Here is an 11938-nt window from a genome sequence, read left to right on the forward strand (position 1 = left end):
CGGGAAGCTTGAATATTCGTCCATAATTTTGGTTAGGGGCGACTTAATACCACTTTAAAAAACTAATTAAACTGTGGCAAAGCTCCCAACCCATATCCACTAACTCATCCCAAATCTAAAATCTAAAATCTAAAATCTAAAATTGATTTCACAAATCTATCGGGAAGCTTGAATATTCGTCCATAATTTTGGTTAGGGGCGACTTAATACCACTTTAAAAAACTAATTAAACTGTGGGAAATCTCCCAACCCATATCCACTAACTCATCCCAAATCTAAAATCTAAAATCTAAAATCTAAAATAGTATAAGGGGTCATAGCTCAATTGGTAGAGCGCTTGCTTTGCACGCAAGAGGTTAGGAGTTCGATTCTCCTTGATTCCACTGCGGTGTCTGAAGCCAAAGCGGTAGCGGCGCTGGTTTGTGGAACCAGTAATAGCGGGTTCAATTCCCGTCAGACACCCCTTGGAAGATGCCGCTAAATGGTTGGCAACCAGTCTTGAAAACTGGGGTACAGGTAACTGTAAGGGTTCGATTCCTTCATCTTCCTTTTAACCACCGGAAGTCAAAAAGCGAGATGCGGTGCTGATAACGCGGGGATAGGAGGGGCAGTACCTCCTCGGTGGATTGCTGATGATTTTATATCTAAATAAGGGAGAATTATGGTTAATTTTTTCACAAAATTTGCTATCATAAACTGAGCAAAATTATGGGGAGGTCGCCTAAGTGGAATGGCACCGTAAAAACTTTGGAAAAGCGGCTCCCAAAAGGACGATCGGGTTTGTTGAGTAGGGTAAAAAGTTGCTTCGCGACGTTCCCTGAAAACGCAAACTGGCAGCGGGTTGCGGAGGCACTGAAAGGAATTAACAGTCCGAGATGGGGGCAGTTCCCGTCTGCTTGCGGGCAGTAAGGAAGCGCGTTTCCTGAAAGTTGCTGTCGATCGATGCGGGTTCGAGTCCCGTCCTCTCCATTCAAAATTCAAGTCCAAATCGAAGAGTTTCAACCCGTGCCCTAACAGTTAAAGCATACATACTCGGCTGTTAACCGATTAAAACCAATGCTTTACGCACTTGCACGGGTTGAACCTCAGAACCTCAGTTGTTTTTGAGGTCTAAATCGCGATCGTAGCTGCCGATTGGCCGCAGTCTGGTCATCAACTGCTTCAGCAAGAAGCCGTTGCTGTTCCAAGCGGTATAAGGAGTAGCCCCTTGTCCCTTCAGCCACAAGGTTTGTCGGGCTTTGTTGTGGCAGATATTTGCCAGCAGGCTGACGACTGACACTAAGCCGAGTTCATCGACAAGGGCTTCGAGTTCATCTTGAGTCACAAGCACACCTCCAGGGTTGACTATTCCTGAAATATACCATATAGTACCTTCAAAGGGTACTTTAAGTATACTAATAGTTACTTGTCCTCAGTTTCGTCCACGAGGTTGTATTCCTTGACGGCCGCCATGACTAGCAGAGTGGACATAGGAACTCCTGTCTGCTGGGACATTTTTCTCAGTTTTTCGTGCAAACGCTTGGGAACTGTGACTTTAATCACAGCAGTCTCTTCTTTGTCAGCCATTTCAAGCAGTCATGTTTAGTTGACACCAGCTTATCCTCTTTCCGAGTACCGATCGCGCTTTGCTGCGATCGTCTCTAGGGATGCGGGCGCAGCGCGATAAAATGGCTACTGCTGCGAAACTGGGCGCTAACACATAAAAAGGTCGATCGCAAATCTCTAACCAAGGGAGCGACTGGATATATTAGTTACATTCAGAAGCAAGCAGTAACCAAACAACTTAATAAAAAAGGTGAAATATGCGAAAATTAAAATATTGTGTTATACTAGCTTAGATGCGGGAGTATAGCTCAGTTGGTTAGAGCAGGTGACTCTTAATCTCAAGGTCGAAGGTTCAAGTCCTTCTACTCCCATCCCCAATAACATACGACTCACAAGGCTTTGAGACTTTAAACTGTCTCTAGTAGGTCGTTTTCCACTCATTTTGCGCTCACGATAGCAGCCAACGGCGGTAGCGGTTGGATTACTGTGAGTGTTTGCGTTGTCGGATTTTTAATGTGAATCGACTCGTCCGATCGATAAAAGTGCGATCGCCCAAGCTATTTTGAAACTGAATAACAACAGGGATTGGTGATTAGCTATGATGGCAAATCTCTCGGCGCGGTGCTATGCGGGCGATCGCGATTTAGATGCGATCGCCCATTTAATCAATACTTGCGAATCAGTCGATCGGCTCGATGAAGGCACTTCCATCTCGGAATTACAACAAGAATTTAACGCACCGTCTCTAGACAAAGCCCGCGATATCCGCCTTTGGGAAGATGCGGAAGGAAGATTAATCGGTTTTGCTCAGTTGTCGGTTTCTGAACCGGGGGAAGTAACTGACGGTTGGTTGTGGTTTCGCGTCCACCCCGACGCGCGCGGAGGCGATGTGGAAGCAGCCGCGATCGCCTGGGGTGAAGTGCGGATGCGCGAGGTGTCTGCGATGCGGGGCGCGCGCGTGAAGCTGCGAACCTACGCTCGCGCTGAGGATTGCGATCGCATTTCTGTGCTGGCAAATTGCGGTTTTAAGGCCGATCGCTATTTTTGCCGAATGGCGCGATCGCTCTCTGAACCGATCCCAGAACCGCAATTCCCTGAAGGCTTTTTGCTGCGTCAGTTCCCCGGCGAACAGGATGCGGCAGCTTGGGTAGAAATGTTCAACCAGTCGTTTATCGATCACTGGAATCATCACGATTTAACGGTGGATAAATTTAAGCACGAATTGGCTAAACCCGATTACAGAAATGATTTAGACTTGATTGCTGTTGCTGATGACGGCACATTTGTCAGTTTTTGTTACTGCGAGATTAGTGTGGAAGAGTGCGATCGTACCGGGCGCAATGAAGGCTGGATTGCTTGTCTCGGCACTCGGCGCGGCTTCCGCAAAATGGGATTGGGACGAGCGATGTTGCTTGCTGGTTTGCATCGACTGAAAGCTGCCGGTGTCGCTACTGCTATTCTCGGCGTCGATGCTGCAAATTCCTCCGGTGCATTGCGTCTTTACGAGTCTGCTGGTTTCCACAATATTCGCAACAGCATTTCCTATGTTAAGGATGTTTGATCGATGTTACAGATTGCGATCGCCCTTTGAGCCAAGAAACCGGGTTTTTTACCGAATCTGCGGGTGGCAACGAAATATTTTGGTAAAAAAACCCGGTTTCTCGCCACTCGTGTAAGTTTTATCTAAAAAACTTTTGCTACCCCCTTGACAATCGTGTAGTATTTATGTAGTATTTAAATATGGAAAGCGCAGGACCAGCAAAAACCTGTATTTTCCGTGCAAATTCTGAACGTTGACAACTAAATATTGCTCAAAATTTCAAGGAACATCAATTTGAAAGTCTTGCAATACAGACTCGATTGTCATGTTGTTACTTTATACGAGACTGTTCGGTTACAAACTGACTCGGGTCGAGTCAGAGATTGTACGAAATCAGTCTAATTTCAACGAATTCCATGCGGATTCAGAACAGACAAGTTCAGCCAGATTTGAATCAACCAAAAAGGCTGAGGAAATCCGCAAAATCAAACAAGCTTATCATTTAGAACGGCGCTTATTTCAGTAAAGATTATCAGATTTCGTGAATCTTTACCGATACTGGCAATTTGCCCGCGTCTTACAAAAAGCCAAAGTCGAGAGCAGATAAGCTACCAATCCCAAATCCAAAATCGCTCTAGGAGGTATCGGTAATGGTTCACATTCGTTTTGAAGGACGTTCCTACGACGTGGCAGAAAGCCAACTCGGTATCGCGGCAGGAATGAGCGACAAGGCTATTAAGGAACGTCTGGCCAACCATTTTGATGTCAAGGGATCTCGCTTCGAGTCTTACGTGCTCGATCGCCGTCCCAGCGGTGATTTAATTGTCCGCCCCGAAGCTGTTTACGGCTAGAAATTCACTGAAAGCACGCATTAGGCAGCGCATCCCAACTAAAGAAGCTTACAAACTGGATACGTTCGACTTAAAATCGAATTGTAGGTTCAATTCCTACTTGCCGCGAGGCTAAAGCTTCTCTGACTTGTGCGCTGCCTTTTATAGCTGAATTTTTTATATCTATCCGGCGCTTAAAAGTTCCACTTCGCGCCCCAACAAAGGAAGCTTACATACTAGCTCATTGGTAGAGCAATTCCCTCTTAAGGAAACGGTCGCGGGTTCAACTCCTGCGTATGTGCCAACGGCTTTCTTAACTTGCGCGAAGTGACTTTTAATGCTATAGAATCTTGTGGTTAATTCAGGATAATAATTAAGTAATCCTGTTTGTATTGAAGACTTCCGCCCTCAAAAATAAATTGGGTATTAGCCATGAGAAAATGTTGGCAGATATCTCGCCGATGAAAGTCACAATTACTCGATCGTACATCAGGCTAACGGTTTGATTGCAAAATATGCCGATTCCCTACGGGATAGCTCCGCACGCGCGTACTTTACCGTTTCGCTATTACACCCGCGATCGCCTGATGTCCTGGGAAGCTCGGATTAATTGGGTTGAACCAGATTTGAAGTCACTTGACTCCGAAATAGTCCGCCAGGGATTGAAATCCCTGTCTAATAGCTAAAGTCCTCTAAAGAGGACTAAAGACATTTTTTGTGGGTTTTTAATTCATAGAAAATACATTTTCAAACACGCATTTCAGTCCTCTTAAGAGGACTTAAGCTTTGAGCCAGGGATTTCAATCCCTGGCGGACTGAGGCGATAGGTGCAAAATATTAGGTGACAGCAATGAATATGAATGCAGCAGAACGCGATTTACGTTTGGAAATGCTCAACAGTCTGCTCACAACTCCTCACCGCCAATTAGAAAAAGTAGCAGAAATTCACAAGTTAATTATCGAATTAGACCCGATTTTTTACGGTCATTTAGCAGTGTGGTATCAGCGTCACGGCGACGTGCGCGATCACAAGGAAGTTTTTGCCGGAAACTTGCTGACTTCGGCGCTGACGGAACACCGAGATGCCGGTTTTATGATGCTGCAAGAGTTCCCTCCCTACGAGGTGTCGCGGATTGTGGACTTTATGAAGCGGCACCAGAATAAGGTGCCCCGCAGCGCGCGCACTGCTGTCACTCGCTATCTGAAATCGCGGGAAAAGAATGCACAGTTTTTCGATCGCGCCGCCATCCGCAACCGCAAGGCGATGAAGCATTTGTACGCAACGCTGCACGTCAAGCCGAGCGATCGCGCTAATGCTATCCTGTTTAAAGACAATCCGCCGGAAGACTCTCTGGCATTCGTGTTGAAGCAGTTGGCGAAGGCGGCGACACCTGCGGAACAGGCGAATTTGATTGTGGAGTACAAGATTCCGTATACGATCGCAGTTGGTGCGATCAGACAGCTAACGCCAACAGTTTTGGCCGCGCTGATCAACTCGATGTCGCCGCAGGAAGTCATCAACAATTTGAAATCGATTCAGTCGCGCGGCGCGATGGATCACCCGGAAGTCAAGCAGTTGATTGACTCGAAGCTGGATGAAGCGGCAAAGTGCGATCGGGTTTCTGCTTACAAAGCGAGTGTGGCGGGTGCGGGCGCGAACTTCGACGCAGCAACGGCGGCGAAGCTGGAAGCGGTGACAAACGAACAGGTGAAGAAGCGCGGGAAGATTGCGAAAGCAACTGGTTTGTTGATTGACAAGTCTGGTTCGATGGAAAGTGCGATCGAAGTCGGGAAGCGTCTCGCTGCTTTGATTTCGGGCATTTCCGAGGCTGCACTGTTCGTCTACGCCTTTGACACGATGCCGTATCCAGTGCAAGCAAACGGCAGCGAATTGACAGACTGGGAACGCGCTTTCAAGCACATTCGCAGTGGCGGCGGCACAAGTTGCGGTTGCGCGGTGGAAGCAATGCGAATTAAAAAGCAGGTTGTGGAGCAATTCATTATCGTAACAGATGAAGGCGAAAACTCTGCGCCTTATTTTGCAGATGCTTATCAGAATTACTGCCGCAGTTTGGGGGTAAATCCTGATGTTGTGATTGTGCGAGTTGGTGCTTGGTGCGAATATGTCCAGAAGCAATTGAAGGACAAACAAGTAGCGGTGGAAACCTTTACGTTTGCCGGGGATTACTACTCCTTGCCGAATTTAGTGCCGATGTTGAGCCGTCCTTCGCGGCTGGAATTGTTGATGGAAATTCTGGATACATCGCTGCCGGTAAGGAATGACAAGTAAAATGTAGGGTGCGCGCTGCGACCTTATTTCTTAGTCTCAAGCGGCTGTAATATCAAGTTGGAGCGCTCCGTTACAATCTAATTCCCGGTATTGTAGGGGCGGGTTCACAGACAATAATTGCCGATAATCGACAATCTCGTAAACCCGCCCCCACCCAACGGTAAATCGCAATCTACTTATATAGTTAAAATTTGCACGGAGCTGAAGGACAAGAAACTATGAAACTAGCTGAAGCTTTAATTTTAAGAGCAGACTGTCAAAAAAGAATGGAACAACTGCGCTCCAGATTGACAAGAAGTGCTAAAGTACAGGAAGGAGAAGAACCTCCCGAAAATCCCCAAGCACTGATGAGCGAAGTAGATGCAGGGGTGCAAGAACTGGAAGACTTAATTAAGAAAATTAACAAGACTAATTCGCTGACAACTCTGGAAGATGGAGTAACTTTATCGGATGCTTTAGCCAAGAGAGATGCTCTCGCCCTCAAGCGCGGCATCTACAATTCTGTAGTTGACGCAAGCGCTTTGAGGCAAGACCGCTATACTCGATCGGAAGTCAAATTTTTCAGTACGATCGACGTTGGTGAACTGCAAACGCAAATCGATCGAATGTCTAGACAGTATCGGGAGTTAGATACTAAAATACAGCAAGCAAACTGGAATACTGAACTTATCGATTGAGCAAGTTGGTAGCCAAACCAATAGAAGCGAGCACAAACCCAGCCAATTGGGTTAAGTTGGCATTAACCTCCTCCATGAGGGGCCATGCTAAAATCTCACAAATTAAGCCCAGTATTGTCACAAGCGTACAGGGCATTGTTAAAGTTACTACCGCGTGCAGGTCTATTGATATTGGTGAGGGTGGGTTAGGGGTTTCTTGCTCAATTGCAAAAGGTATGTGGAATTCCAGAAGGCTGTGAGGCGGTTAAAATTTCGATTTTTTTCCTCCTCAACCGAAAGCGTTTTCCCTATTTAAAATTCTTCTCTAGTTTGATCGATAATTTCTTGTAATTCTGGATTAGCGATGGATGAAACTAACTGGGAATCCGCACCAGCTAAAGCCGCGCGCAACTTTTCCGAAGTCAGTGCGGGATATTTTTCTAACACCTGCTGTTGAGTCCATCCTGCTGCAAAGAGCCCCAGCAAAAATTCTACAGATAATCGAGTTTCGGGCGCTGCTGGTTGACTTGTTGAAGCTTTCGGGTTTGGATGAATGAGCTTTCGCCAGTCCATTGTTTTACTTAAACGATTGGGAAGATTCCGCCGATTATACTGCATTTGGACACAGTAGAAACACGGGCATCGTTGACTGACTTTGTAACAGTGCCACCGCAGGTGATACCATTTTAGATTTTAGATTTTAGATTTTAGATTGGCAATCACTGATGGATTAAGGGTTTGAAGCTTGGCTACAGTGGATTTTTTTTTGAACAGGTGTCATTTCGCGATTTTGCGATTAAATTGTTATTACGATCGCAGTACAGCACTTTCTTATAGACTAGAGTAATGGGGTAGCGACGGGGCGAGATTCCTTTTTCCTTTTGTCCGTTTCAATACCGAACCGCGTTAGCGAAGCCAACGAAGAGGATCGCACTAAATCTCAACCCACTGTCTAACGGACTGTGCAACCCACAATACAACTACTTTAACTTCATAAAAATATGGGAAAAAAGTCGAAAGCCAAAAAATCCCAGGTCAAAAAATCCAGTTTGCTCTGCCAGCGACTGCAAGAAGCTCTCGATCGAGGCAGCAAAGTTTGGATTAAAACAAATAATAGCAGTTTCGGCGGCATCCCGATTAATTTGTTCGGGGAGTTTGCGGAACTTTTAGTGATAGTTCCCCCTAACGAACAGGCGGAAAATATCGATGCTTACGGACAAGTTACGTGGCTAATTCGACTCTCTGATATTATTGCACTCGCTTATCCTACTGAATACTGGTCTAAAGATAGATTAGAAAGTTTGCTGCCACCCGATGCAGTTACTTCCGAAGTAGGAGATTAACTGCGTCGGGTGTGCATTGCGTACCCTAATTTTAGCTGAGTTGTATTTGGTATGGTGTGCAATACACACCATACATTTACTATTTTTTAAGCTGTTTTAGCAGCCAATATATACACCTCTTCCACCGATTTTTATCACTTTAATTAGTTGTTGCAAGCTGAAAGCTGTACTTTACAACTGCCGCCCTCTAGTTCGCTGCAACCAGCGAGAGCTTGAGCTTCTGCAGCGGCTTTATCGTCGCCCCAGCCCGCACCGGCTCCTCCTTTGCCTACGGCGATCGCTCCACAATTATTACTATTAGATGTCAGGGGTTCGCAGTCGTTCGCACCTCCGCTTTGTTCATTGCAGACGGCTACTGCTGCGTTTAGTGCTTCTTTCTCTGTAGCATGATCCCAACTAATACCAGTGGCGTCAGAAGTCGGAGAATAAGCAGTAGCTCCATAGCTGTCCTGAGCTTTAGCTACCTGGACTGAGCCGAAAAGAGGAAGTGTCAAAGCTGTGACTACAACCCACTTAGAAAAAAGCTTTTGCAGCATATTTACTTAATATCTTTACAAGGTTAAGTTGCGAGGTTCGCTCAATATTATATTAGGGTATTGATTCGCGTCAACAGTATTGATAAATCTTTATATTTATTTAATTTAAAAGTGTGTTAGGTAAAAAAGTTAAGACAGGACTTACCCATTCCGATGCCTAGAAACCGGGTTTTTTAGCGAATCGGCGGGCGGGAACGAAATATTTTTGTAAAAAACCCGGTTTCTGATTGCCTATGCGTAAGTCCTGTAAGATGAAGGAGGTCAATTCAGTGCCAGATATCCGCAAAATCCTCAGCCAACTCGCTGCCCGAGAAGGCCAGCTACTCGATACCCAATTCCTGGCTCCTTGCGTGCGCGGGGGAAGCGTGCGGATCAGGGTTAGCTCAATGGTTTATACTTTTCAAGCCTCACCGCGCAACTTTGAAGGATGGGCTATTTTTAAGCCTATAAATGAGAAAATAGCTGCGGTGGTTGAGGAACCGAGTTTGCCGCCAGTGGCAGAATATTTGCAACTGCTCGTACCCGTGCGCTTGCACTTGGCTTGCGTGTTGCAAGGACAAACTTGGCTGGCTTATCCTGTTAACGAATCTGACGCGAAACAGCGCACGGGTGTTGCGAAACCCGTACCAGTTCATTTAGTAACTGAAGGTTCGCAGTTTGAACAGATTGTGGCGCGGTGGGACGGTCATTGTTTGTGGTTTGAAGAGATTGACAGGCGCGCCGATCCGCTGCCGTGTGAGGAATTGAAAGCAGCTTTGAAAAAGTTGATTTTGCCTCAAGATGTTCGCTTTAAAGGGATGACACCGGAAATGCGAACTGTTTACGAATTGGTGTCCCGAAATATTAAAGATTTCGATCCAAAAGTGCGGGATGAACAGCGCTTGCAGCGGGCGTTGAAAATGGGCGGCGGTGAATTGCGGGATTTTTGCGTGAAGCGAAGCTATCCCGCAGGGAATCGCGAAAATTATTGGCTGGTTGAATGGACTAGCGGAACGGGAGAACATCACACTTCTGCGATCGCCAAAAATGATTTGACAGTGATGAGTGCTGGCATTTGTCTCAGCGGATTGGACAAAGAGTTCGACTTGCAATCATTGGTTGGAGTAGTCGAAAATCGCTAATTCTTGATTACCATGAGTATATTTTTTCACGAACAACTTTACAGAAGTGCCGCAGTGATGTCGCTGATAAAAAATTTCCCGGTAACGGTGTGCGGCGCGGGTGCTTTGGGTGCGAATATAACAGAAAGTCTGGCGCGATCGGGCTTTTGTCAGTTAAAAATCATCGATCGCGATCGCATCGAGGAACGCAACCTTTCCACTCAACCCTATTATCGATCGGACATCGGCGCATTCAAAGCCAAAATTCTCGCCAACCACCTCTACCGCGCTTTGGGAGTCAGCATTGACGCGCACTCAAAAGAATTGACACCCGCAAATGCCGATCGACTGCTTGCCAACAGCGCCACAGTCATCGATACTTTTGATAACAGTGTCGGGCGGCAAGCAGTCAAGGATTACTGTGCCACTGTCTCCCTTCCCTGCGTGCACGTCGGATTAGCTGCCGATTATTCCGAAATAATTTGGAACCAACACTATCGGGTTCCTTCAGCCGCGAATGATGACGTTTGCGACTACCCGCTGGCGCGAAACTTGGTAATGCTGACAGTTGCAGTTGCCTGCGAAGTAATTGTTACCTTTGCTGCTACCAAACAGCAACAAAATTTAACTTGCACGATCGGAGATTTTGCAGTAAAGCCACTTATATTGTAAAATGTCGGTTGACTGTTGCCAGAAACCCGGTCGAGATTGGATGCCTCCATTCCACAAACCCGGTTTCTCACTCTCAAACAATCGTCAAAATCGCAAAAAACCCTTGAGAAAATTAACAGGGAAACTATGTCCGAACAAGTTTGTACTGGTACTATTTCACTAGAATGCAAGCCAAAACCGCCCCCGAAAGACCCGCCTAAGAAGCCGCCTGAGCAGAAGCCTTCGCAGCAGACTTTTTATTATTTACTCGCAGTTCTGGGCTTATTAGTTTTGACTGGCGCCAATGCAGCAAACTATACAGCGGGCAGCACAATTTGCCCCACTAATGATTGCCACGAACCCGAAGTCAGACCCCATAAAAGGATTTTAAAACACGGATCGAGAGGGGCAGATGTGAAGAGACTGCAAAAGTTGTTGAACGCGCGGGGCTTGTCCCCACACCCGATCGTAGTTGATGGCGTGTTCGGGCCGACAACTCTCACAGCAGTGAAGAAATTTCAGCGGCAAGCTCACCTTCGTGTAGACGGAGTTGTGGGAGGCAAAACTTGGGACAGACTGTTTGCGAGTTCGTAAATTCAAGTACCCGAAAACAAAAGTTCCTAAGTCATCATTGCTAATCATTAATCCCTGCGGTTTGTAGTTGTGCAGATAGCGCATTTTGTGCAACTACAGACACAGAAGCTGTAATCAAAAATCAATCGTCTACTAGATTGCTAATGAATGAAGTTTGAGATTTTTGGTTTTGTCGATCGAATGAAAAATTAACAGGGAAAGTATGGCGGGAACACAGACTTTTTATTATTTACTAGCAATTCTCGGTCTATTAGTTTTGACGGGCACAAGTAGAGCCAACTATGCAGCGGGCTCCGCAGTTTGCTACACTGATGATTGCCATCGACCAGCAGTGAAACACCATAAAAGGATTTTAAAATGCGGCTCGAAAGGGCGCGATGTGAAGAAACTGCAAAAGTTGTTGAACGCGCGGGGCTTGTCCCCACACCCGATCGTAGTTGATGGCGTGTTCGGGCCGACAACCGAAGATGCAGTCAAAAGATTTCAGCGACAAGCGGATATTCCTGTAGACGGAGTTGTGGGAGGCAAAACTTGGGACAGACTGTTTGCTAGTTTGTAACTTTAAGCACCTGACAACAAAGGTTTCTAAGTCAGTCGATTTTAGATTTTAGATTTTAGATTTTAGATTTACTCGATCGCAGATGAATCTGGAAGCTTAAACTCTGTAATCTAATTTTTTTCTCGACCCTCGATAGCGTAGGAAAGCAAGTACCTGTGTTTGGGTGGAGTCAGTCGATTTTAGATTTTATATTTTAGATTTTAGATTTACTCGATCGCAGATGAATCTGGAAGCTTAAACTCTGTAATCTAATTTTTTTCTCCACCCTCGATAGCGTAGGAAAGCAAGTACCTG

Annotated in this window: 14 protein-coding genes and 6 tRNA genes; 16 read left to right on the forward strand and 4 right to left on the reverse strand. The window is 46.0% G+C overall.

The features are described from left to right. The first annotated feature begins 310 nt into the window (after positions 1 to 310). From QUA50_RS02860 to QUA50_RS02870, 3 genes are all read left to right on the forward strand, one after another. Positions 311 to 383: transfer RNA gene (locus QUA50_RS02860), tRNA-Ala, on the forward strand. A 5-nt stretch (positions 384 to 388) separates the two neighbouring features. Next, positions 389 to 462, forward strand: a tRNA-His gene (locus QUA50_RS02865). Positions 463 to 466: 4 nt separating this feature from the next. Continuing rightward, positions 467 to 549: transfer RNA gene (locus QUA50_RS02870), tRNA-Ser, on the forward strand. Between the two features lie 544 nt (positions 550 to 1093). Here the strand turns inward: QUA50_RS02870 and QUA50_RS02875 are convergent. Next, on the reverse strand, positions 1094 to 1324 hold the full coding sequence (locus QUA50_RS02875; protein ID WP_333259195.1) for a hypothetical protein: 231 nt from the start codon (positions 1322 to 1324) through the stop codon (positions 1094 to 1096). A 77-nt stretch (positions 1325 to 1401) separates the two neighbouring features. Further along, the gene (locus QUA50_RS02880) at positions 1402 to 1566 is read right to left on the reverse strand and encodes a hypothetical protein (protein ID WP_333259192.1); all 165 of its coding nucleotides are present in this window, start codon (positions 1564 to 1566) and stop codon (positions 1402 to 1404) included. 276 nt (positions 1567 to 1842) lie between these two features. Between QUA50_RS02880 and QUA50_RS02885 the strand changes: the two genes are divergently transcribed. The 8 genes from QUA50_RS02885 to QUA50_RS02920 all read left to right on the forward strand — a co-directional run bounded on the left by QUA50_RS02885 (position 1843) and on the right by QUA50_RS02920 (position 6882). After that, a tRNA-Lys gene (locus QUA50_RS02885) sits at positions 1843 to 1916 on the forward strand. Between the two features lie 227 nt (positions 1917 to 2143). Beyond that, the gene (locus tag QUA50_RS02890; RefSeq protein ID WP_333259189.1) at positions 2144 to 3106 is read left to right on the forward strand and encodes a GNAT family N-acetyltransferase; all 963 of its coding nucleotides are present in this window, start codon (positions 2144 to 2146) and stop codon (positions 3104 to 3106) included. Positions 3107 to 3735: 629 nt separating this feature from the next. Further along, positions 3736 to 3936 carry a hypothetical protein gene (locus QUA50_RS02895; RefSeq protein ID WP_333259186.1) on the forward strand — a complete coding sequence of 67 codons (201 nt, stop codon included), beginning with the start codon at positions 3736 to 3738 and terminating at the stop codon, positions 3934 to 3936. After that, a tRNA-OTHER gene (locus QUA50_RS02900) sits at positions 3896 to 4044 on the forward strand. Before QUA50_RS02895 ends, QUA50_RS02900 begins: the two co-directional genes overlap by 41 nt. Positions 4045 to 4146: 102 nt before the next feature. Then, a tRNA-Lys gene (locus QUA50_RS02905) sits at positions 4147 to 4219 on the forward strand. Positions 4220 to 4430: 211 nt separating this feature from the next. Further along, complete coding sequence (locus QUA50_RS02910; protein WP_333259184.1) at positions 4431 to 4601, forward strand: hypothetical protein; 171 nt, start codon at positions 4431 to 4433, stop codon at positions 4599 to 4601. Between the two features lie 164 nt (positions 4602 to 4765). Beyond that, complete coding sequence (locus QUA50_RS02915; protein ID WP_333259464.1) at positions 4766 to 6205, forward strand: hypothetical protein; 1440 nt, start codon at positions 4766 to 4768, stop codon at positions 6203 to 6205. A gap of 218 nt (positions 6206 to 6423) precedes the next feature. Beyond that, positions 6424 to 6882 carry a DIP1984 family protein gene (locus QUA50_RS02920; RefSeq protein WP_333259181.1) on the forward strand — a complete coding sequence of 153 codons (459 nt, stop codon included), beginning with the start codon at positions 6424 to 6426 and terminating at the stop codon, positions 6880 to 6882. Positions 6883 to 7173: 291 nt separating this feature from the next. On the opposite strand, the gene QUA50_RS02925 is transcribed toward QUA50_RS02920, so the two are convergent. Then, the gene (locus tag QUA50_RS02925; protein WP_333259178.1) at positions 7174 to 7434 is read right to left on the reverse strand and encodes a DUF433 domain-containing protein; all 261 of its coding nucleotides are present in this window, start codon (positions 7432 to 7434) and stop codon (positions 7174 to 7176) included. Positions 7435 to 7862: 428 nt separating this feature from the next. Between QUA50_RS02925 and QUA50_RS02930 the strand changes: the two genes are divergently transcribed. Further along, positions 7863 to 8204: a hypothetical protein gene (locus tag QUA50_RS02930; RefSeq protein ID WP_015174354.1), complete on the forward strand. Its 342-nt coding sequence runs from the start codon at positions 7863 to 7865 to the stop codon at positions 8202 to 8204. 143 nt (positions 8205 to 8347) lie between these two features. Here QUA50_RS02930 and QUA50_RS02935 read toward each other — a convergent pair whose 3' ends face one another. Beyond that, positions 8348 to 8740 (reverse strand): DUF4189 domain-containing protein, encoded by a 393-nt coding sequence (locus QUA50_RS02935; RefSeq protein WP_333259175.1) that lies wholly within the window; start codon positions 8738 to 8740, stop codon positions 8348 to 8350. A gap of 269 nt (positions 8741 to 9009) precedes the next feature. Between QUA50_RS02935 and QUA50_RS02940 the strand changes: the two genes are divergently transcribed. From QUA50_RS02940 to QUA50_RS02955, 4 genes are all read left to right on the forward strand, one after another. Continuing rightward, positions 9010 to 9861: a hypothetical protein gene (locus QUA50_RS02940; protein ID WP_333298534.1), complete on the forward strand. Its 852-nt coding sequence runs from the start codon at positions 9010 to 9012 to the stop codon at positions 9859 to 9861. Between the two features lie 12 nt (positions 9862 to 9873). Continuing rightward, a complete protein-coding gene (locus QUA50_RS02945) occupies positions 9874 to 10512 on the forward strand; it encodes a ThiF family adenylyltransferase (protein WP_333259170.1) in 639 nt (212 codons plus the stop codon). A gap of 126 nt (positions 10513 to 10638) precedes the next feature. After that, positions 10639 to 11085, forward strand: a complete 447-nt coding sequence (locus QUA50_RS02950) for a peptidoglycan-binding domain-containing protein (protein WP_333259167.1) — start codon at positions 10639 to 10641, stop codon at positions 11083 to 11085. A 202-nt stretch (positions 11086 to 11287) separates the two neighbouring features. Then, the gene (locus QUA50_RS02955; RefSeq protein ID WP_333259165.1) at positions 11288 to 11644 is read left to right on the forward strand and encodes a peptidoglycan-binding domain-containing protein; all 357 of its coding nucleotides are present in this window, start codon (positions 11288 to 11290) and stop codon (positions 11642 to 11644) included. The last annotated feature ends 294 nt before the right edge of the window (positions 11645 to 11938 follow it).

It is taken from the genome of Microcoleus sp. M2_D5 (genome assembly GCF_036701935.1).
Classification (GTDB): Bacteria; Cyanobacteriota; Cyanobacteriia; order Cyanobacteriales; family Microcoleaceae; genus Microcoleus.